Source organism: Heyndrickxia coagulans 36D1, from assembly GCF_000169195.2.
In the GTDB taxonomy this organism is placed as follows: domain Bacteria; phylum Bacillota; class Bacilli; order Bacillales; family Bacillaceae_C; genus Weizmannia; species Weizmannia faecalis.
The window spans coordinates 2,936,504-2,955,956 of sequence record NC_016023.1; the positions used below are offsets into that span (position 1 = coordinate 2,936,504).

Sequence of the window (19,453 nt, forward strand, 5' to 3'; positions counted from 1 at the left end):
TAAGGAGTCAACAAACTGACCAAAAGCTCTGAACATGGCGGGGGTTTTATCCTTTGACGGGTTGCCGATCAACACTGCTTTTCCTCCGCCAAAATCGACATCCGCCGCTGCACATTTATAGGTCATCCCTTTCGATAACTGCAACACATCTTCCAACGCTTCATCCAGCGTCCGGTACGGCTGCATGCGGCAGCCCCCCAATGCCGGCCCGAGTGTCGTATTATGGATTGCGATAATGGCTTTCAAACCTGTTGCAGGATCATTACAAAAAACAATTTGTTCATGTTCCTGCATTTTATCGAGCAATGTTTCCGTTGTTTGCATATACGGTTTGATCACATTCATTTCAGATTACCTCTATTTGTACTGTGGATATAGTGATAAAAGTGTAAAAGAAAAGGTTTTCTGCACTTATTTTGACAGCGTTTATATTTCACCGGACCGCCGCCTAAAAATCATTGCAATTGAATACTTTATTGCACCAGAAACGATGCGCTAGAATAAAAGCGGTAACATCATGTTAAATCTAAAAATTTATAAGATTTTGTGTCGGAATCCATCATAAATGATTGCAAAAAGAAACGAAATAATAAACTGTATCAATTTCGGGTGTAAACCTTTCTATTTTGAATAAGTTTTCGTATTGCAAACTGCATTTTGCAAAGGGGGCTTTTTCATGGATCAGTTGGACATTCGTCTTCTTGAAATGCTGCAAAAGGATGGGCGCATGACTTTAAGTGATTTATCGAAGAAATTGTCCCTCAGCCGCCCGAGCATTTAGGAACGGTTGAAACGGCTGCAGGAGAAGGGGATTATCGAAGGATTCAGCGCAAGGGTATCCCCGAAAGCTGTGGGCAGGGAAGTGGTTGCTTACATGCAGGTAAGTGAGATCAAGATGTCCACTTATACAGAATTTGAGAAATGGATTGTGCAGGTTCCCGAAATTGTTGAATGCCATCGCTTGACAGGCGCTGTCAGCTATTTGCTGAAAGCTGCCGTTACCTCTATGGACCATCTGAGCAAGCTGATTGACCGGCTCACCCCTTATGGAAACATCAACACATCGATCGTACTGTCATCACCGGTCGCTTTTCGCTGTATGACGCCGGTTCCTTTTGAAGAAAAACAAAAAAATTAGGGCTTGCGAAACCCCGGTTTAAACATCCCGGCAAGCCCTTATTGCTGTTTCTTTCCCGTTTCCGGACGGATTTCCTCTGCGGTTTCCGTGCCGTACCGGAGGGTTTGTGCTTTGCTCCGCCGCGGAACCCCTTTTTGGAGCACATAGTCGGTTAAATATTGGTGATAAAAATGTTCGAATACGCTGATGACGACGGCAGCACCGATCGAAACCTGAAGCCCCGGCAAATGGTTGTGGGCGAAAAACCGAGTCATCCCCCAGATGACAGAAAATGCAAGCCCAAAGTCTAAGATCAGTACAAACCAGTCCGCTGTGCGCGGAAGAAGGCCAAGATCAGCCAAAAAATAAGAAATCACGCTAAGCAAGAGCGCTGTAAACAGCACACCGAAAAAAGACATGCCGTAAATGAAGCCGAGCACCAAATACAAAAAAATAAAATGCCCGGCGATTTTAATCAAAAGCGGTTTAATGTTTTGCATACATGTCACTTCCTGCTGTTGGTTTCCTATATTTTTTCCGGAATGGACGATCATACGCTGGGAACCGTTTCCTTGCATGCTGTCAGTCCGCTCCGGCAAACTATATATGCCGGTTTGACGTATGCTTTTTGGAAAAATTGGGCATATTGGTAAGCAAAAATGGACCTTGAAAGCGAGGTGCTTACCATGCAATGCCCGAATTGCCGAAGCAAGGACATCGGAAAAATCGGCGTGAACCAGTATTACTGCTGGAACTGTTTTATTGAACTATCGGTTGCAAAAAATACAATCCATACGCATCAGGTGGAAGAAGACGGCACATTGAGCTCTTTGGATGATTTGTTTGAGGAAGAAGCACGCAAACTCAGCTGAATGGAGGGAATGGGGAAATGAACAAAATGATGATGGCTGCAGTCGGTTTTGGTGCGGGAATGGCCGCTGCCCAGATGGCGAAGAATGGCTTCGCGGACAGGCGGCAGATGCGGAAAATGGCAAAGCGGGTGCGCAAGGCATTCCGTTAAAACCGCCTATCCGATAAAAACCCCGGTCTCGTTTCCCTGGCCGGACGCCAACGGACGAAAGGAAACGCACGGATGCATCTTGCCAAATGGGCGGATATCCCTGTCCCGCTGCATCCCTTTTCACGAAGCCCGGTGTTCTCGTTTATAAGGTTTTGCGTCCTCCGTATTTCAGTTGTCCCAAAGGTTGCTGCATTGGACCGGTGATAAAAATCCTCATAAACTTCCCTCTTTCGCAAACACTTGAAGGAGGGAGGTTTTTTTATGCAACGGTTTCGCGGTACATGGCTGTATAAATTGTTTTGGTTGTTATTTATTCTGATTATTTTATATGTGCTGCTTTTACTCAAGCCTTTTTGGGCGCCCGTATTGCGCGTCGTACTGGCGGTATGCCTGCCGCTTTTAATCGGCGGTTTTATCGCTTACATCCTCCACCCACTTGTTGAATTTCTTTATAAAAACGGGCTGCCGAGAGGGCTTGCCATCCTGATTATCTATATTTTGTTTTTTGGCGGCACCGCTTACGGCGTTTACAGAGGGCTGCCGCTTGTGATCGCCCAAATGAACGATCTGTCGGAACATCTGCCGCAGTTTGCAGACCAGTACAGGGACGGCGTTGTTTACTTGCAAACATCGATGAAGCACTGGCCGGACGGGCTTCAGGACCAGATTGACGAGCGCATTGAACGCTTTGAATTATGGCTCTCTGCAAATGTTTCAAATTCAATCAATATGCTGATGCAACTTGTCAATTACGCCATTGCGCTTGCCGTCATTCCGTTTATTTCATTTTACCTTCTGAAAGATTTTGAACATGTCAAAAAAGCGGCACTGGCATTGACGCCGGAAAAATGGCGGCCGTCCGCTGCAGCATTTATTCGCGATGTCGACCGGTCGATCGGTGGCTATCTCCGCGGCCAGCTTTTGGACTGCCTGTTGATCGGCTTTCTTTCTTTTGTCGCATTTGCCATCCTTGGCATGAAATACCCGATTTTACTCGGTATCATCATCGGGGTCACCAATGTCATTCCGTATTTCGGCCCTGTTTTGGGCGCCATTCCCGTTTCGGTTATTGCGGCGACCATTTCATTAAAATTTGTCCTTTATGTGGTCATCATTGTGTTCGTCCTGCAATTTATTGAAAGCAATATCCTTTCCCCTTTTATTGTCGGGAAATCTTTGCATCTTCACCCGCTGTTTATCATCATCGCCTTGATCGCGGGAGAGGAAATCGCGGGGATCGCAGGACTGATTCTCGCTGTGCCGGCGCTTGCCGTGCTGAAAGTGGCCATCATCCATGCTCGCAAAACTTTGCGCTTTTCAGGCCGCACGAATCAAGTTGACAAACCGGAGTAAACTTTTTTATAATTTACCCATGAACATACGTGTCCTGTGGGCAAAATAGGCTTCCGGACAGGGATTTTTGTCCGGGCTTGGGAATTGCGCAGCACAGGCCGTTCCTATTGATAGAACTGCATATCAAAAAACGAAGAAAGATCGAGTATGTTATCGCCCATTTTAAACCGTGATGTACGGCCCAGAGAGGAATTTCCGCGGCTGAAAGAAATTCCAAAATGAAGGATAACAGAACGCTAATCCGGAGTGCAGCCAAACCCTGCCGTTTTGCCCCGTTACAGGCACCCAAAGAGAAGGGCGTTTTTTGCCTTTAATCAGGGTGGTACCGCGAGCAAGCCTCTCGTCCCTGTCCGGGATGGGGGCTTTTTTGCGTCCGGGGGGTTCCGGTTTTCATAAATAAACAGAGGAGGTTTTCTCATGAAGAAAAGATCAAGTGCGGAAATCCGCAGCATGTTTTTGGACTTTTTTAAGGAAAAAGGGCATAAAGTCGAGCCGAGCGCTTCACTGATCCCGGTCAATGACCCGTCGCTACTTTGGATTAACAGCGGTGTGGCCACTTTAAAAAAATATTTTGACGGCACGGTCATTCCGGAAAACCCGCGCATTGTCAACGCGCAAAAAGCAATCCGGACAAACGATATTGAAAATGTCGGAAAAACAGCGCGCCACCATACATTTTTTGAAATGCTCGGCAACTTTTCGATTGGGGATTATTTCCGTGAAGAAGCGATTGCCTGGGCATGGGAGCTGCTGACTTCCGACAAATGGTTCGGCATGCCAAAAGAAAAACTGTATGTCACCGTTTATCCCGATGACCTGGATTCGATTGCATGCTGGAAAAAAATCGGGGTGTCCCCGGATCATATTATCCCGCTCGAGGGCAATTTCTGGGAAATCGGCGAAGGGCCATCCGGGCCGGATACGGAAATTTTCTTCGACCGCGGGGAAAAATACGACCCGGAACGGTTAGGAATCCGGCTCCTTCAGGAAGATATGGAAAACGACCGCTATATTGAAATCTGGAATATCGTGTTATCCCAGTTTAATGCGATACCAGGGGTTCCGCGCAGCGAGTATCCGGAGCTGCCGAAGAAAAACATTGATACCGGAATGGGCCTCGAACGGATGGCATGCGTGCTGCAAGGGGTCGATACCAACTATGACAGCGACTTGTTCATGCCGATTATTCAAGAGGTCGAAAAAATCTCCGGTAAAAAATACCGTGCCGGAAACAAAGAGGCAGATACGGCATTTAAAGTAATTGCCGACCATATCCGCACCGTTGCCTTTGCGGTTGCGGACGGGGCACTGCCGTCAAACGAAGGCCGCGGCTATGTTTTACGCAGGCTTTTGCGCCGGGCGGTTCGATACGCCATTCAGCTCGATATTCACGGCGCTTTTATGTACAAGCTTGTGCCGACGGTCGGCCGGATTATGAATTCCTATTATCCGGAAGTGGAAAAAAATGCCGATTTTGTGCAAAAAGTGGTTCGTTCCGAAGAAGAACGTTTCCAGGAAACGCTGAACGAAGGGCTTTCCATTTTGGAAGAACGGATCAGGGCGGCAAAGAAAAACGGCTTAGAACAGCTGCCGGGTGAAGATATTTTCATGCTTTACGATACGTACGGCTTCCCTGTTGAACTGACAGAAGAGTATGCGCACGACCAGGGGCTCCGTGCCGACCATGAAGGCTTTGAAAAAGAAATGGAGCGGCAGCGTGAACGCGCACGCAACGCCCGCCAGCAGGCAGAATCGATGTCCGTCCAAGGCGGCGTGCTCGGCAATATTACAGTGAAAAGCGAATTTATCGGTTATGACCACCTGGAGGGGACGGCACATGTCGCTGTCCTTTTAAAAGACGGTGACATCACGGAGTCGGCTGCCAGCGGAGAGGAAATCCGGTTCATTTTAGATCAAACCCCTTTTTACGCGGAAAGCGGCGGCCAGATTGCCGATCATGGCACCTTGACAGCAGAAGGGCTGAAAGTGGAGGTCACAAATGTGCAGAAAGCGCCGAACGGCCAAAATTTGCATCAGGGCGTTGTCGTATCAGGCACCATCAAAACCGGCCAGGAAGTATTTGCACAGGTGGACGGAGCAAAACGCCGTGACACGGAAAAGAACCACTCTGCTACCCATCTGTTACACCAGGCATTGAAGGATGTGCTCGGCGTTCATGTCAACCAGGCGGGATCGCTTGTCGAACCTGGACGCCTCCGTTTTGACTTCTCGCATTTCGGGCAGGTGACAGAAGAAGAACTCGAAAAAATTGAAACGATCGTCAATGAAAAAATTTGGGCAAGCCTGCCGGTTACAACGGATTTGAAAAAACTGGACGAAGCGAAAGCGATGGGCGCGATGGCGTTGTTTGGCGAAAAATACGGGGAGATCGTCCGCGTCGTTCAAATGGGCGACTACAGCCTGGAACTGTGCGGCGGCTGCCATGTTTCGAACACAGCCCAGATCGGCCTGTTCAAAATTGTTTCCGAATCCGGAATCGGTGCAGGGACAAGGCGGATTGAAGCGGTAACGGGAAAATATGCTTACGGATTGATGCAGGAACAGCTCCACCTTTTAAAAGAGGCAAGCGCCAAATTAAAAGCAAAACCAACAGAATTGCCGGATCGGATCGACGCCCTCCAGCAGGAATTGAAAGAAGCGCAGCGTGAAAATGCATCCCTGGCCGCAAAACTCGCCAATATCGAAGCCGGATCGCTTGTGGACCGCGTAAAAGTAGTAGACGGCATAAATGTGCTCGCGGCGAAAGTCGAAGCCGGCGACATGAACCAACTGCGCAATATGGCGGACGATTTAAAACAAAAACTCGGAAGCGGCATTATTGTCCTCGCTGCGGCGACAGAAGGAAAAGCCAGCTTCATTGCCGGCGTCACCAAAGACCTTGTCGAAAAAGGGTACCATGCCGGGAAGCTTGTAAAAGAAGTGGCATCGCGCTGCGGCGGCGGTGGCGGCGGCCGTCCGGACATGGCGCAGGCCGGTGGCAAACAGCCTGAACAAATTGATGCCGCATTACAAATTGTAGAAGAATGGGTAAAATCCGTTTGATTCAAGCAAAAAGTAGTGTACAATGAAACAAAGCTGGTTGTTTACACGGATCGTTTTCAGGCAGAAAGCGGAAAATGCACCTTCAAAATTTGTGTAAACCGGAACATCTAAAAAACCAAGCTTTAGTAGAGAGGTGCTGCGATAATGAGCTCATTCGATGAAACGATGAGGTTTAATTTTCCGGAAGAACCGACGGAACACGAGGTCAAGGAAGTTTTGCTCCATGTATACAGCGCGCTCGAGGAAAAGGGCTATAACCCGATTAACCAGATTGTCGGATACCTCCTCTCGGGCGATCCGGCTTATATCCCGCGCCATCAGGATGCCCGGAATATGATTCGCAAACTGGAACGGGATGAAATTATCGAAGAACTGGTCAAATCGTATTTGAAACAACATCGCGGGGGATCAAATTGAAAATTATGGGCCTTGATGTCGGTTCGAAAACCGTCGGTGTGGCGGTCAGCGATGCCCTGGGCTGGACTGCCCAAGGCATCGAAACGATTGCCATCAATGAAGCAAAGGGCAAATTCGGTTTCGACAGGGTCGCTGAACTCGCGCAAATCCACGGCGTCGAAAAAATTGTCGTCGGATTCCCGAAAAATATGAACAACACGATCGGCCCACGGGCAGAGGCCTCAAAGGTTTATGCCGAAGAATTAAAAAAACGGCTCAATCTGCCCGTTATTTTATGGGACGAACGTTTAAGCACGGCACAAGCGGAAAGAATATTACTGGAAGCCGATGTCAGCCGTAAAAAAAGGAAAAAAGTAATTGATAAAATGGCGGCAAGTGTAATTTTGCAAGGATTCCTTGACAGTCAAACTTAACGGGGTGAAGAAATGACACATAACCATGAACATGACCACGAAGACCACCAGCATATTACCGTAGTGGACGAAGACGGAAACGAACAATTGTATGAAGTGCTTTTTACGTTTGAATCCGAAGATTTCGGAAAATCGTACGTCCTGTATTATCCGATTGGCGCGGAAGAAGACGAGGATGAAAGCATCGAAATCCATGCTTCCGCCTATGTGGAAAATGAAGACGGCACAGAAGGGGATCTCCAGCCGATTGAAACAGATGAAGAGTGGGAAATGATCGAGGAAATGCTGAATACGTTTCTCGATGAAGAAGAAGCATAAACGCATCTTGAACATGCACACGGGACAAACCGTGTGCTTTTTCCATCTGCCGGAATGGAAGACTTTCCCTTTTGAAAAGAAAATGAAATAAAACTTGGCGAAATTTGTAGTATAATGGACAGGAAAAAAGTCGAAAATGGCTTTCTGTACTTGTTTTAAGATTTTTCTTATTGAGAGGAAGATTCTGTTTTGGCCGGAAAGAAAAATCCGTTTCAACTGTTGCTTCAAAAAATGAAGCAGAAACCGAAATTATGGATAGCCGCATGCATCATCATGCTGGCTGTTGTTGTTTTTGGAGGGGCTGCCCTTTTTTACGTGTCGGCGCTGAAACCGGTGGAGCCTGGAAGCCATAAGACAAAACTCGTCACGATTCCGCCCGGCTCCGGGGTAAAAGAGATCGGGCATATTTTGCAAAAAAACGGGATTATCAAAAATGCCTGGGCTTTTGCAATTTATGCGAAATCCCACCACCAGTCGGGTTTAAAGGCCGGCACCTATCAAATGTCGCCGTCCATGGATACGAGCGAGATCGTCAGCAGCATGCAAAAAGGCGGCATTGCCATGATCCGCTTTACCGTGCCGGAAGGGGCCGGCCTTGAGGAAATTGCGGAGATCATCCAAAAACACAGCTCCTTCCGGAAAGAAGAGGTGCTCAAGCGGGCAGATGACCCTGCTTTTGTACAACATTTGATGAAAAAATATCCGCGCCTTGTGACAAAAGAAGTTTTCAATCAGCAGATCCGGCATCCGCTCGAGGGCTACTTTTTTCCGGCGACCTATTCGTTTTATGATCAGCATGTGCCGCTTGATGCCGTACTGGAAACGATGGTGGCTAAAACAAATGCGGTTTTTTCCGCTTACGCTGGGAAAAGCACACAGGCCCGTTTAACGCCGCACAAACTGCTTACGATGGCTTCACTTATCGAGGAAGAAGCAACTGAAAAAGCGGACAGGGCAAAAATTTCAAGCGTCTTTTACAACAGATTAAAGAAGAATATGCCGCTGCAGACGGACCCGACCGTACTGTATGCTTTAAACCGGCATAAAGAAAAAGTGACGTATAAAGATTTGCGGGTGAATTCCCCTTATAACACGTACAAACATAAAGGCCTGCCGCCGGGCCCGATTGCAAGTCCCGGAGAACAATCGATCAAGGCTGCGCTCAAGCCCGAAAAAACCGATTATCTCTATTTTCTTGCAAATGTGGATACAGGAAAAGTCTATTTTGCCAAGACATTGAAGGAACATAATGCTTTAAAGGAAAAGTACATTGCGAAGGCGAAACGGTAAACATTCGCTTTCCCGTTTGAAATGTGCTACGATAATAAGCGGAATTTTTTTGAGAAGCAGGGAGAAGTTATGGAAATGTGTTTATGCCGGAGGGCCCAGCGATGAACGGCCCTGTCGAAGCGTATATAGAACAGTTGATGCAAAAGAAAGATCCGCTTTTTGAAGAAATGGCGTCATTTGCAAAATCAGAGCATATTCCGATTATGGATCCGATCGGAGTGGAAACACTCTGCCAGTTGTTAAGGATTCAAAAGCCGGAAAGCGTGCTTGAAATCGGGACGGCGATCGGGTATTCGGCCCTGAAAATGGCAGATGCGCTTCCAGATGTAAAAATCGTCACCATTGAACGCGAAGAAGAAAGGGTTGCCCAGGCAAATGCGTATTTTGCCCGCACTCCTTTATCCCGGCGGATCCGCCTGCTGAAAGGGGATGCACTTTCTTCTGACGTCATCCAAAAGGCCCGGGAACTTGGCCCGTACGATGCGATCTTTATTGATGCGGCAAAGGGGCAGTACCGGAAATTTTTTGATTCGTTTACGCCGTTGCTGCGGGAAAAGGGATGTGTATACACGGATAACGTGCTATTTAAAGGCCTTGTGGTACAAGACTTCATCGCAAAGAAACAAGTCAGCAATCTGGTGCGGAAAATCAGAAGCTACAACGAATGGTTAATGCAACATGAGCAATTTATCACCGCGATTTTCCCAGTCGGAGATGGATTGGCAGTCAGTATGAAGAGGTGAAGAAAATGGAACGAAAGCCGGCTGTGATTGGCGTGGCCGGGGGCTCCGGGTCCGGGAAGACAAGCGTTACCCGGGCGATTTACGAAAGCTTGAAGGGACACTCCATTCTGGTACTTGAACAGGACTTTTACTACAAAGATCAAAGCCATCTCCCGTTTGAAGAAAGGCTGAAAACCAATTATGACCACCCGTTTGCATTTGATAATGACCTGTTAATTGAGCATTTGCATAAACTGCTTTCTTATGAGGCAATTGAAAAACCGGTTTACGATTTTTCCAAACATACGCGCGCTAGCCGCACCATCCATGTGGAACCGAAAGATGTCATTATTTTGGAAGGCATTTTAGTATTGGAAGATGAGAGATTGCGCAACTTAATGGATATTAAGCTGTATGTCGATACCGATGCCGATTTGCGGATCATCCGGCGGCTTGAACGGGACATCGAAGAGCGCGGCAGGACGCTCCAGTCGGTCATCGAGCAGTATATTACGGTGGTCAGGCCGATGCACAACCAGTTCATCGAGCCGACAAAAAGATATGCGGACGTCATTATCCCGGAAGGCGGGCAAAACCGGGTGGCGATTGATTTGGTCGTGACAAAATTGCAATCCATCCTTGAACAAAAGTCTTTTTTGTAATACGATTATTTAGAATACATGGTGAGCGCGCCGGAATCTTTTCGGCGCGCTAAACAACATGGTGGAAAAAACACAGCCGCTTGCAGAAAGCGTCATCTTGTATGTTGAAACGCATACACATTTGATAACTAAGAGATATAGGAGTGAAGGGATTTGGCTCAGGAAAAAGTTTACCCGATGACCCAGGACGGGAAAGAAAAATTGGAACAGGAACTGGAATATTTAAAAACGGTCAAACGGAAAGAAGTCGTCGAACGGATAAAAATTGCCAGAAGTTTCGGGGACCTTTCCGAAAATTCCGAGTACGACTCCGCGAAAGAAGAACAAGCTTTTGTGGAAGGCCGCATTACGACGATTGAAAACATGATCCGCAACGCGAAAATCATTGAAGATGACGGGACAGATACGGTATCGCTCGGAAAATCCGTTACTTTTGTGGAACTACCGGACGGGGAAGAAGAAACGTACACGATTGTCGGAAGCGCTGAAGCCGATCCGTTTGAAGGAAAAATTTCAAACGATTCCCCGATTGCAAAAAGCCTGCTCGGGAAAAGCGTCGGAGAGGAAGTCACGGTTCAGACGCCGGGCGGGGATATGAGAGTCAAAATCATCTCGATTCAATAATCCGGAGCGGGTGCGCAGGTGTTCCAAGGTGCAAGTTGTAAAGGATACGGCCTGCTGCAAACGCTTATCACATCCGGATTGCGGTGGGCCATGCCCGCCGAATTTTCTTTGTGCGCCTTTTCGATTCGGTAAAACCGTGGTATGATAAGGCCATGAAATGGAGGGATGACCTTGCCTGAATTTTATAGCCGTGAAGAGCGGAAACAGGCCATGCAGCAGTCAAAACGGCGGAAAACAAACATCATTTTAAATACACTGATTGTGATTGTCATCGCGCTTATTTGTATTGTGGCTTACTCCATTTTTTTCGCCGGGAACGACAACTCAAAACCGGCACCGAAAGAAAAGAAAGCGGCCGTAACAAAGACTGCTTCATCCGGCCATGAAACGACATCATCTCATACATCCAAAAAAACGGCGGACAAAGACAGCAAAAAATCAACCCGTAAAGTGGAAAAAAGCAATGAACCGAATGTGAAAGAAGTCATTACCGATTCCAGCTGGAAACCGGTCGGAACCGAACAAACAGGCGGACATGTCTATTCCGCCTCGTCCACTTCCCTTGACTGGAAGGAAAAGCTGAAGGCATTGTCGTATGCAACAGGCATACCGGAAGACAATATGACGGTCTGGTTTTTGGAACACGGGGCAACGACCGATGAGGCGATCGGGACGGTTTCCGCGAAAAATGCCGATACGACCTACCGTGTTTATTTGACATGGGTGGACGGAAAAGGGTGGAAACCCACAAAGATGTATGAATTGATCGAGAACGATAAAAAATAAGCGGCCGTCTGTGCCGCTTATTTTTGTGCCGTAAAATGGACGACCGCGGAATAATGGGGTCTGCCGTCCGCGTCAAACTGCATTTGGTGGGAAACGGACGCCACCCGGAGCAGCAAGGTTTTATTGGCTTCGATTTGATCATTGATTTTTTTCTCGAGCGCCTCAAGCCGGTCCGCTTCGAAAAATTCAATCTTATCCTCTATCCTGTCAAGCTCAAATGCCATTTTCGTACACCTCCATGTTCATCGTATCAGACGTTGTTTTTTTGGCAAGCCGTATCCACTTCTGCTTTTTTGCTATATAATGGGGATTGGAACTTTTGGACGAAAGAGGGAGTCATATGAGAATTGGAATCATCGGCGCAATGGAAGAAGAGGTGTCGATTTTGCGCGGGCAGATCGAGCACCCGCAAGTTAAAACGATTGCCGGTTATGAATATACGGCGGGAAAAATGAAAGGGAAAGATGTCATCTTGCTTCGATCCGGCATCGGGAAAGTGAATGCTGCGCTTTCTACCGGCCTTTTGCTGCAAACATACGCGCCGGATTGCTTAATCAATACCGGTTCAGCAGGCGGCGCAAACCCCGCCCTTCACGTCGGCGATGTCGTCATTTCAACGGAAGTACGCCACCATGATGTGGACGCGACAGTATTCGGCTATGAATACGGGCAAGTGCCGCAAATGCCGCCCGCTTTTTTGGCGGATGAGAAACTTGTCCGGATTGCGGAAAGCTGCGCAGGGAAACTGCCTGGCATTCAGGTTGTGAAAGGACTGATTGCTACCGGGGACTCGTTTATGGATGATCCTGCGAAAACGGCGGCTGTAAAGGAGCACTTCCCGGAAGTGCAGGCGGTGGAAATGGAAGCCGTTGCCGTCGCACAAGTGGCATGGCAATTTGGCATCCCGTTTGTGATCATCCGCTCCCTTTCCGATATTGCAGGGCAGGAGTCCGGGATCTCTTTTGATGAATATCTTGAAACGGCGGCCGTGAACTCTGCCCATCTTGTCACGGGTATTGTTGAAAATCTGTAGACCCATTTTTTTCCTTCCTTTCCTGTAATTACTTGTCTTTTTTATGTTTCATCTGTGATAGAGTAGGTTTAGCAGATTGATAGAAAGGGTGAGGCGGTTGAAGAAAGCGAAATCGATGTATGTGAAAATGGTGGATTTTAAAATGTACGGCATCGTGCTGCTTGCTGTGACGGGCTTTTTATATTTGGGTGCGGTGATGCCGATCGAAGGGAAATCCGAACTGGGGACAAAAATTTTACTCGTTGCTTCAAGCGGGTTTGTTGCCGTATCTGTTTTGTTTTTCTCGATTTCACGTGCTTACCATAAACAGCTTTTAAAAAGCGAAGAAGGCGCACAGCTTTTACAGCGGAATAATCGCAAATCATAATCGAAAAGGCAGGGGCCTTTGTAACGCGGGCGGTGCAGTAACGAAGCACACGGTTGTCCGGCATACAAGGTTTTCGGCCTTTTTTTATTTTTTTGCCAATTTGCGGTTTACAAACCCGCCGGAATTGGATATACTTTCCTATGTAAGCAAATTCAAAGGAGGTTGAAGAACATGGCATACACAATCCTATTTTCTGCAGTTGCAACTGAACATGTTCTGCATCCGCTCCGTATCGGTTTGAATTTGCGCTGATTTTTTAACTTGACGCACAAGCCGCAGGATGCATTTGCCTGATCCGTGCGGTTTTTTTCCGGAAAGCCGCGGGATCATGCCTGTCCTGCGGTTTTTTTGCGCCCTTAAGGAGGTGGAAAAATATGACACTCAATTTAATCTTTATTACCGTCACGATTAAACGGCTGAAAAAGACGGCAGAACAAAGGCAGCGTGATGAAGAAGTTTTCAGGCTGTACGATGAAATGAATGCAAAGCGTGAGGCATTCCAAGCAAGGCATTTTTAAGCTGAAAAAACACCTGAAGAAAGGAGCGGTTGACGATGGCCCGTTATCAGAAACGTTTGGACTTTATCTTTATGGAGACAGATTCCACCTAGCAAAACCGGATCAGGGGATGGCGCTATGTTTTTGCATATTTTGATTTTTACCGCTGTTTTCCACAGGCGGAAAAGAAAAAGCTGATGGCTCCGGCCACCGGCTTTTTTGACATCTATCTATTGAAAAGCATTCTCAATACTGAAATGGGAGAGCGGCGGTCTCTGGGCGTAAAAAATTTCAATTATCTGCCCTGATTTTCAATTACAGAGGTGAAAAAAAGAGGCGGAAACAGCATAAAAAACATAAATATCATGGTTTTATGACTATATCATATAAAATCAGGAAACGATAAAATAGAAAACCGGGTGTAATTGCTTGACACGAAATTAATTCCATATAATAATTGGTATTGAATTAAAATGATTATTGTTTGCTGGCCTGGTCAGTGAACCATGATCATTTACCACAAATGATTTTAAGGAGGAATTGCACGATGTCCCTTATTGGCAAAAAAATTGAACCATTCAAAGCACAAGCATACCGCAACGGTGAATTTGTCGAAGTGACGGATGAAAATTTCAATGGAAACTGGAGCATTGTCTGCTTCTATCCTGCTGATTTTACATTTGTCTGCCCTACTGAACTGGAAGATCTTCAGGAAAATTATGCCGCTTTAAAAGAACTCGGCGTGGAAGTCTATTCGGTTTCAACAGACTCTCATTTTGTGCACAAAGCATGGCATGACCATTCTGAAGCGATCAGCAAAATCGAATACACCATGATCGGCGACCCGACACAAAAACTTACCCGTATGTTTGATGTATTGCGCGAAGAAGAAGGCGTTGCTGACAGGGGCACTTTCCTGATCGATCCGGACGGCGTCATCCAAGGGGTTGAAATCAACGCTGACGGCATCGGCCGTGACGCAAGCATATGGATCGACAAAGTCAAAGCCGCACAATATGTACGCCAGCATCCAGGTGAAGTATGCCCGGCAAAATGGAAAGAAACGGGTGAAACACTGAAACCAAGCCTTGATCTTGTAGGCAAAATCTGAGGAGCTGAACCGATATGATACTGGATGAAGAGATTAAAGCGCAACTGGCCCAGTATCTGCAAATGATGGAGGGCGACGTTCTGCTGAAAGTGAGCGCGGGATCCGATGAAACATCACGGAACATGCTCGAACTGGTTGACCAATTGGCTGCCATGTCGCCCCGGATAAAAGTGGAAAACACAAAACTCGACAGAACCCCGAGTTTCAGTGTAAACCGACCGGGAGAAGATACCGGGATTGTATTCGCAGGCGTACCGCTCGGGCATGAGTTTACATCGCTCGTTTTGGCCCTGTTGCAGGTCAGCGGCCGCCCTCCTAAAGTGGATCAGAAGGTTATTGACCAGATTCAAAGCATAAAAGGCGAATACCATTTCGAAACCTATGTCAGCCTGACTTGCCAGAACTGTCCTGTTGCGGTACAAGCTTTAAACATCATGAGTGTGCTCAATCCGAATATTACGCACACGATGATTGACGGGGCTGCATTTAGAGAGGAAGCGGAAGGAAAAGGCATTATGGCCGTCCCTTCCATTTACCTGAACGGCGAATTCTTTGAAAGCGGACGGATGGAAGTGGAAGAAATTCTTGCCAAACTCGGCAGCACAGCGGATCCGTCCGAGTTTGAAAAGAAAGACCCGTTTGATGTGCTCGTTATCGGCGGGGGCCCGTCCGGCGCAAGTGCAGCCATTTATGCGGCGCGCAAAGGCATCCGGACAGGGATTGTCGCTGAACGTTTTGGCGGGCAGGTTCTCGATACAGTCGGCATTGAAAACTTAATCGGCACGAAGTATACGGAAGGCCCGCAACTTGCTGCAAACCTTGAAGAACATGTCAAACAGTATAATGTTGATATTATGAATCTGCAACGTGCAAAACGGGTCGAAAAGAAAGATCTCGTTGAGGTGGAATTGGAAAACGGGGCTGTATTAAAGAGCAAAACCGTGATCATTTCCACCGGTGCACGCTGGCGCAACATCAACGTGCCGGGCGAAGCAGAATTCAAAAACAAAGGTGTGGCCTATTGCCCGCACTGTGACGGGCCGTTGTTTGCCGGTAAACATGTCGCCGTAATCGGCGGGGGCAATTCCGGCATTGAAGCGGCCATTGACCTTGCCGGTGTAGTCAAACATGTAACCGTCATTGAATTTATGCCTGAATTAAAGGCGGACCGTGTGCTGCTTGAGCGCGTTTACAGCCTTCCAAATGTGACGGTTGTAAAAAATGCGCAAACAAAAGAGATTACCGGCACGGATAAAGTGAACGGCATCACATATATTGACCGTGCAACCGGGGAAGAACACCATATTGAACTCGAGGGTGTGTTTGTCCAAATCGGCCTTGTCCCGAATACCGAATGGCTTGGTGATACAGTGGAACGCACACCGCGGGGTGAAATTGTGGTGGATAAGCGCGGCGCGACCAGTGTTCCGGGCGTGTTTGCCGCAGGAGACTGCACCGATAGCGCTTATAAGCAAATCATTATTTCGATGGGGGCCGGCGCGACAGCTGCGCTCGGTGCTTTTGATTACATCATCCGGGAAACAAAAACGGATGAAGCTGTACACAATTAAGGAATCTTTTCAACCGCATTACAGCGCGCTGTAATGCGGTTTTTTGATTTTTTAAATGCCGTGCAATATTTACCAGACCGTCTTTTCTTCGGGACAGACACAATTCCGCCTCCTTGTTCATATGTTTGAACTATATAGGCTCAAGCCTAATGGAGGTGGAAGGATGTCGGGGATCTTAACAGCGGTAAGCTATATGATGAAAGAGCTTGTTTTTTTGGTTTCCTATGTGAAAAACAATGCTTTTCCACAACCTCTTTCGGCAAGCGAAGAACGGAAATATTTGAAGCGGATGGCGGAAGGCGACGCGGATGCCCGGAATATTTTAATCGAACATAACCTGCGGCTTGTAGCGCACATCGTCAAAAAATTTGAAAATACCGGTGAAGATACAGAAGACCTTATCTCGATCGGAACAATTGGCCTCATCAAAGCAATTGAGAGCTATTCGGAAGGGAAGGGGACAAAACTTGCCACTTATGCAGCAAGGTGTATAGAAAACGAAATCCTCATGCATTTAAGAGCTTTAAAGAAAACAAAAAAAGATGTTTCGCTGCATGACCCGATCGGCCAAGATAAGGAAGGAAATGAAATTTCGTTAATTGATGTTCTCCAGTCTGAAGCGGAAGACGTATTTGACACGATCCAGCTGAATATGGAGCTGGAAAAAGTGAAACAATTCTTTGACATATTGGATGAACGCGAAAAACAGGTGATCATCGGCAGATTCGGCCTGAATTTAAAAAAGGAAAAAACACAGCGCGAAATTGCGAAGGAGCTCGGCATTTCAAGAAGCTACGTATCCCGTATTGAAAAGCGGGCCCTCATGAAAATGTTCCACGAATTTTACCGGCTTGAGAAAGAAAAAAGAAAGGAACAAAACGGCGAATAATGAAAAAGGCACATTGCAAAATTTGCAGTGCGCCTTTTTCATATTTTTTTTAACTTAAACGGCGCCACCATCAGGACCGACAACAGCACCATCCACACAAACAACCAGAAGTGGGTGACATAAGGAACGGCAAAAAAACCGGCCGTTACACATAAGCCTGCCACGGGGATCGGAAGCCCGTAAAAAAAGCCCTCTTGCTTGCTGATATTAAACCGGGCGAGCCGGATCATCCCGCAAAGCATATAAAAAATGGCGGCCAACATACCCGGAACCCCGTACAGGCAAAACAGCGCTGTATGGATCAGCATGGCAGGCGTGGCGCCAAACGAAAGCAAATCGCAAAGGGAATCAAGCTGTTTGCCAAGTGCGGATTCCGTTTTTAACTTCCTGGCCAGTTTCCCGTCATAGCGGTCGAACAATACAGCGGCAAAGATCAAGGCTGCGGAAACCGCCGGCTGATGATTGCCGCAATAAAAAAGCGCTGCAGCACCGCAGCATCCGTTTGCCATTGTCAATCCATTGGCGGCTTGCGATTTGATAAAATTCAAGAAAGCATCATACCAATGATCAAAGTCCACCCCCGCAAACCTCCCAACTGCCATTTATTTATATATATATTCAAGAAAAAAGGATTGATCACACAAAAAAAGCCACATATCAAGCAAAAGTGGCTAGGACGTTGCTTTGATTTTATGGGTCAGGGACCGGCGTTCAATCTCTTTTTCAATCAGCTTCACAAACTCGGCACTTAATTTCAGCTCTTTTGCTTTATAATAGGACTCGATCAATAGTTCATCAGATAACTTATACATTTGTACCACCTCCGAAAATGTTGTTCTTTTTTTTAAGTAGCCCGCGTATCATAAAGAGAGAGTATTTGTATTCTTACTTTACCAAATTTAGCCTTGCGGAACAAGCGTTCTTTTATCCACAGTAAAATGTTTATATCTTGTGGGTAAATTGTTTATAAACGTGAGAAGGCCTGGTGTTACTTTGTGCAAAATGTGTATAAGAATATCCACAGCAACGGAGAATGTAGAAATCTGTCGAAAAGTTTTGTGCTTTTAAAGGGGCAAAAAAAGACTGCGCAGTGGCAGCCTTTTTTCTTTTGCCGGTACAAAAGGAAAATCCGGGCAAAAGACGTATTTATGAGGTAAACCGCTTGTTTCCATCGGGGTTTTGCATGCTGGATCCGGCTTCATGTGCCGGCCATGCTTATTGAATTGCCGTAAGTTTTGTTTATCCGGTTTAAACTTTGTTGTCCGGCGCCAGGCCGCAAACATATGTCCCTTTCTCAATTTGGATGGTAGCGTGTTCGATCCCAAATTTGTCATGCAGTTCTTTTTCCAGTTTTTCAAGCAGCAGGTCGTTGTCTTCAATTTGCGAACGGACAATATGGACCGTCAATATCGTTTCTGTCGTGCTCATTCCCCAGATATGCAAATCATGGACGTTGAGCACGGTCGGAATTTGTTCTAAATAGGTTTTAATCGCATCAGCATCAACGCCTGCAGGCACCGCATCAAGCGAAAGGTCGGCTGCTTCCCGCAACAGACCCCATGTCCCCGCAAAAATCACAATCGCAATAATGATGCTTGTAACCGGGTCGACCCACTCCCAGCCTGTAAACAGGATAATCGCACCTGCGATGACAACGCCGAGAGAGACAAGCGCATCGGCAGCCATATGCAGAAAAGCGCCGCGGATGTTGAGGTCCGTTTTTCTTCCTGACATAAACAGTAAAGCGGTAATGGTATTAATAACGATCCCGATCACGGCAACGATCATGACCGTTTTGCCTGCGACAGGTTCCGGATGGGCAAAACGCTGGATTGCCCCGAGAAAAATCGCGCCGATCGCAATCAGCAAAATAATCGCATTTAAAAGCGCAGCCATCACGGATGATTTTTTATAGCCGTATGTGCGCTTTTTTGTCGGCAATTTTTTGCCAAGCCAGACAGCGGCCCAAGCAATGATGAGCCCGAGCACATCGCTCAGATTATGGCCTGCATCCGCCAACAGCGAAAGGGAATCGGAAAAGAAACCGTAAATGGCTTCAACCGCAACAAAAAGAATATTCAGCCCGATGCCGGCGGCGAAAGCTTTTCCGTATTGTGCCGGTTCATGGTGATGGTGTTGGTGTCCATGGCCGTGTGACATTTTATTGGCTCCTTTTACACATGCTGTCCAAAAGCCGGG

At 47.0% G+C, this 19,453-nt stretch carries 25 protein-coding genes and 1 pseudogene; 20 read left to right on the forward strand and 6 right to left on the reverse strand.

The annotated features are described in order from the left end of the window. Window positions 1–345, reverse strand: a pseudogene (locus tag BCOA_RS31145) (Glu/Leu/Phe/Val dehydrogenase dimerization domain-containing protein); the annotation flags it as partial. Between the two features lie 331 nt (window positions 346–676). On the opposite strand from BCOA_RS31145, the gene BCOA_RS35655 reads away from it, so the two are divergent. Both BCOA_RS35655 and BCOA_RS31155 read left to right on the forward strand, forming a co-directional pair. Continuing rightward, on the forward strand, window positions 677–781 hold the full coding sequence (locus BCOA_RS35655; protein WP_014097915.1) for an AsnC family transcriptional regulator: 105 nt from the start codon (window positions 677–679) through the stop codon (window positions 779–781). Between the two features lie 6 nt (window positions 782–787). After that, on the forward strand, window positions 788–1,138 hold the full coding sequence (locus BCOA_RS31155) for an Lrp/AsnC family transcriptional regulator (RefSeq protein WP_014097916.1): 351 nt from the start codon (window positions 788–790) through the stop codon (window positions 1,136–1,138). Between the two features lie 38 nt (window positions 1,139–1,176). Here BCOA_RS31155 and BCOA_RS31160 read toward each other — a convergent pair whose 3' ends face one another. After that, window positions 1,177–1,617, reverse strand: a complete 441-nt coding sequence (locus BCOA_RS31160; protein WP_014097917.1) for a YndM family protein — start codon at window positions 1,615–1,617, stop codon at window positions 1,177–1,179. Between the two features lie 159 nt (window positions 1,618–1,776). Between BCOA_RS31160 and BCOA_RS31165 the strand changes: the two genes are divergently transcribed. The 12 genes from BCOA_RS31165 to BCOA_RS31215 all read left to right on the forward strand — a co-directional run bounded on the left by BCOA_RS31165 (window position 1,777) and on the right by BCOA_RS31215 (window position 11,786). Then, entirely contained in the window at window positions 1,777–1,989 is a 213-nt protein-coding gene (locus BCOA_RS31165) for a hypothetical protein (protein WP_035188196.1), read from the forward strand. A 17-nt stretch (window positions 1,990–2,006) separates the two neighbouring features. Further along, window positions 2,007–2,138: a DUF3918 family protein gene (locus BCOA_RS34830; protein WP_014097919.1), complete on the forward strand. Its 132-nt coding sequence runs from the start codon at window positions 2,007–2,009 to the stop codon at window positions 2,136–2,138. Between the two features lie 261 nt (window positions 2,139–2,399). Continuing rightward, entirely contained in the window at window positions 2,400–3,491 is a 1,092-nt protein-coding gene (locus BCOA_RS31170) for an AI-2E family transporter (protein ID WP_014097920.1), read from the forward strand. 417 nt (window positions 3,492–3,908) lie between these two features. Beyond that, window positions 3,909–6,554, forward strand: coding sequence for an alanine--tRNA ligase (gene alaS / locus BCOA_RS31175; protein WP_014097921.1), 2,646 nt, complete (start codon window positions 3,909–3,911; stop codon window positions 6,552–6,554). A gap of 144 nt (window positions 6,555–6,698) precedes the next feature. Beyond that, the gene (locus BCOA_RS31180; RefSeq protein ID WP_013859754.1) at window positions 6,699–6,971 is read left to right on the forward strand and encodes an IreB family regulatory phosphoprotein; all 273 of its coding nucleotides are present in this window, start codon (window positions 6,699–6,701) and stop codon (window positions 6,969–6,971) included. Further along, window positions 6,968–7,384: a Holliday junction resolvase RuvX gene (gene ruvX / locus BCOA_RS31185; protein ID WP_014097922.1), complete on the forward strand. Its 417-nt coding sequence runs from the start codon at window positions 6,968–6,970 to the stop codon at window positions 7,382–7,384. The genes BCOA_RS31180 and ruvX overlap by 4 nt, the downstream gene beginning before the upstream one ends. 12 nt (window positions 7,385–7,396) lie before the next feature. Then, window positions 7,397–7,702 (forward strand): DUF1292 domain-containing protein, encoded by a 306-nt coding sequence (locus BCOA_RS31190; RefSeq protein ID WP_013859752.1) that lies wholly within the window; start codon window positions 7,397–7,399, stop codon window positions 7,700–7,702. A gap of 189 nt (window positions 7,703–7,891) precedes the next feature. Next, window positions 7,892–8,992, forward strand: coding sequence for an endolytic transglycosylase MltG (gene mltG, locus BCOA_RS31195; RefSeq protein ID WP_014097923.1), 1,101 nt, complete (start codon window positions 7,892–7,894; stop codon window positions 8,990–8,992). 101 nt (window positions 8,993–9,093) lie between these two features. Beyond that, window positions 9,094–9,735, forward strand: a complete 642-nt coding sequence (locus tag BCOA_RS31200; RefSeq protein ID WP_014097924.1) for an O-methyltransferase — start codon at window positions 9,094–9,096, stop codon at window positions 9,733–9,735. A gap of 5 nt (window positions 9,736–9,740) precedes the next feature. After that, window positions 9,741–10,376: a uridine kinase gene (gene udk, locus BCOA_RS31205; protein WP_013859749.1), complete on the forward strand. Its 636-nt coding sequence runs from the start codon at window positions 9,741–9,743 to the stop codon at window positions 10,374–10,376. A gap of 153 nt (window positions 10,377–10,529) precedes the next feature. Continuing rightward, window positions 10,530–11,000, forward strand: coding sequence for a transcription elongation factor GreA (gene greA / locus BCOA_RS31210; protein WP_013859748.1), 471 nt, complete (start codon window positions 10,530–10,532; stop codon window positions 10,998–11,000). 171 nt (window positions 11,001–11,171) lie between these two features. Next, complete coding sequence (locus tag BCOA_RS31215) at window positions 11,172–11,786, forward strand: DUF1510 family protein (RefSeq protein ID WP_014097925.1); 615 nt, start codon at window positions 11,172–11,174, stop codon at window positions 11,784–11,786. Between the two features lie 17 nt (window positions 11,787–11,803). Here the strand turns inward: BCOA_RS31215 and BCOA_RS31220 are convergent, their stop codons facing one another. Then, window positions 11,804–12,010 carry a YrzA family protein gene (locus BCOA_RS31220; protein ID WP_014097926.1) on the reverse strand — a complete coding sequence of 69 codons (207 nt, stop codon included), beginning with the start codon at window positions 12,008–12,010 and terminating at the stop codon, window positions 11,804–11,806. 116 nt (window positions 12,011–12,126) lie between these two features. Between BCOA_RS31220 and mtnN the strand changes: the two genes are divergently transcribed. The 6 genes from mtnN (at window position 12,127) to sigK (ending at window position 17,254) form a co-directional block, all read left to right on the forward strand. After that, window positions 12,127–12,819, forward strand: a complete 693-nt coding sequence (mtnN, locus tag BCOA_RS31225) for a 5'-methylthioadenosine/S-adenosylhomocysteine nucleosidase (RefSeq protein WP_014097927.1) — start codon at window positions 12,127–12,129, stop codon at window positions 12,817–12,819. An 88-nt stretch (window positions 12,820–12,907) separates the two neighbouring features. Beyond that, window positions 12,908–13,186 carry a YrhC family protein gene (locus BCOA_RS31230; RefSeq protein WP_235221954.1) on the forward strand — a complete coding sequence of 93 codons (279 nt, stop codon included), beginning with the start codon at window positions 12,908–12,910 and terminating at the stop codon, window positions 13,184–13,186. A gap of 374 nt (window positions 13,187–13,560) precedes the next feature. Beyond that, window positions 13,561–13,704, forward strand: coding sequence for a YrzI family small protein (locus BCOA_RS34835; RefSeq protein WP_014097929.1), 144 nt, complete (start codon window positions 13,561–13,563; stop codon window positions 13,702–13,704). 526 nt (window positions 13,705–14,230) lie between these two features. Beyond that, window positions 14,231–14,794 (forward strand): alkyl hydroperoxide reductase subunit C, encoded by a 564-nt coding sequence (ahpC, locus tag BCOA_RS31235; RefSeq protein ID WP_014097930.1) that lies wholly within the window; start codon window positions 14,231–14,233, stop codon window positions 14,792–14,794. A gap of 14 nt (window positions 14,795–14,808) precedes the next feature. Next, window positions 14,809–16,365 (forward strand): alkyl hydroperoxide reductase subunit F, encoded by a 1,557-nt coding sequence (gene ahpF / locus BCOA_RS31240; protein WP_014097931.1) that lies wholly within the window; start codon window positions 14,809–14,811, stop codon window positions 16,363–16,365. A 163-nt stretch (window positions 16,366–16,528) separates the two neighbouring features. After that, entirely contained in the window at window positions 16,529–17,254 is a 726-nt protein-coding gene (sigK, locus tag BCOA_RS31245) for an RNA polymerase sporulation sigma factor SigK (protein ID WP_013859739.1), read from the forward strand. Window positions 17,255–17,292: 38 nt separating this feature from the next. On the opposite strand, the gene pssA is transcribed toward sigK, so the two are convergent. The 3 genes from pssA to BCOA_RS31265 all read right to left on the reverse strand — a co-directional run bounded on the left by pssA (window position 17,293) and on the right by BCOA_RS31265 (window position 19,414). After that, the gene (gene pssA / locus BCOA_RS31250; protein ID WP_014097932.1) at window positions 17,293–17,832 is read right to left on the reverse strand and encodes a CDP-diacylglycerol--serine O-phosphatidyltransferase; all 540 of its coding nucleotides are present in this window, start codon (window positions 17,830–17,832) and stop codon (window positions 17,293–17,295) included. Between the two features lie 93 nt (window positions 17,833–17,925). Continuing rightward, window positions 17,926–18,066, reverse strand: a complete 141-nt coding sequence (locus BCOA_RS31255) for a sporulation histidine kinase inhibitor Sda (RefSeq protein WP_013859738.1) — start codon at window positions 18,064–18,066, stop codon at window positions 17,926–17,928. A gap of 436 nt (window positions 18,067–18,502) precedes the next feature. Beyond that, window positions 18,503–19,414: a cation diffusion facilitator family transporter gene (locus BCOA_RS31265; RefSeq protein ID WP_014097933.1), complete on the reverse strand. Its 912-nt coding sequence runs from the start codon at window positions 19,412–19,414 to the stop codon at window positions 18,503–18,505. Between the last annotated feature and the right edge of the window lie 39 nt (window positions 19,415–19,453).

Bases quoted from the DNA above. Each gene is read 5' to 3' on its own strand.
- BCOA_RS35655 (WP_014097915.1), top strand. From the start codon at position 677: ATGGATCAGTTGGACATTCGTCTTCTTGAAATGCTGCAAAAGGATGGG.
- BCOA_RS31160 (WP_014097917.1), bottom strand. From the start codon at position 1,617: ATGCAAAACATTAAACCGCTTTTGATTAAAATCGCCGGGCATTTTATT.
- BCOA_RS31165 (WP_035188196.1), top strand. From the start codon at position 1,777: ATGGACCTTGAAAGCGAGGTGCTTACCATGCAATGCCCGAATTGCCGA.
- BCOA_RS34830 (WP_014097919.1), top strand. From the start codon at position 2,007: ATGAACAAAATGATGATGGCTGCAGTCGGTTTTGGTGCGGGAATGGCC.
- BCOA_RS31170 (WP_014097920.1), top strand. From the start codon at position 2,400: ATGCAACGGTTTCGCGGTACATGGCTGTATAAATTGTTTTGGTTGTTA.
- alaS (WP_014097921.1), top strand. From the start codon at position 3,909: ATGAAGAAAAGATCAAGTGCGGAAATCCGCAGCATGTTTTTGGACTTT.
- BCOA_RS31180 (WP_013859754.1), top strand. From the start codon at position 6,699: ATGAGCTCATTCGATGAAACGATGAGGTTTAATTTTCCGGAAGAACCG.
- BCOA_RS31190 (WP_013859752.1), top strand. From the start codon at position 7,397: ATGACACATAACCATGAACATGACCACGAAGACCACCAGCATATTACC.
- BCOA_RS31200 (WP_014097924.1), top strand. From the start codon at position 9,094: ATGAACGGCCCTGTCGAAGCGTATATAGAACAGTTGATGCAAAAGAAA.
- udk (WP_013859749.1), top strand. From the start codon at position 9,741: ATGGAACGAAAGCCGGCTGTGATTGGCGTGGCCGGGGGCTCCGGGTCC.
- BCOA_RS31220 (WP_014097926.1), bottom strand. From the start codon at position 12,010: ATGGCATTTGAGCTTGACAGGATAGAGGATAAGATTGAATTTTTCGAA.
- mtnN (WP_014097927.1), top strand. From the start codon at position 12,127: ATGAGAATTGGAATCATCGGCGCAATGGAAGAAGAGGTGTCGATTTTG.
- BCOA_RS34835 (WP_014097929.1), top strand. From the start codon at position 13,561: ATGACACTCAATTTAATCTTTATTACCGTCACGATTAAACGGCTGAAA.
- ahpC (WP_014097930.1), top strand. From the start codon at position 14,231: ATGTCCCTTATTGGCAAAAAAATTGAACCATTCAAAGCACAAGCATAC.
- ahpF (WP_014097931.1), top strand. From the start codon at position 14,809: ATGATACTGGATGAAGAGATTAAAGCGCAACTGGCCCAGTATCTGCAA.
- sigK (WP_013859739.1), top strand. From the start codon at position 16,529: ATGTCGGGGATCTTAACAGCGGTAAGCTATATGATGAAAGAGCTTGTT.
- BCOA_RS31255 (WP_013859738.1), bottom strand. From the start codon at position 18,066: ATGTATAAGTTATCTGATGAACTATTGATCGAGTCCTATTATAAAGCA.
- BCOA_RS31265 (WP_014097933.1), bottom strand. From the start codon at position 19,414: ATGTCACACGGCCATGGACACCAACACCATCACCATGAACCGGCACAA.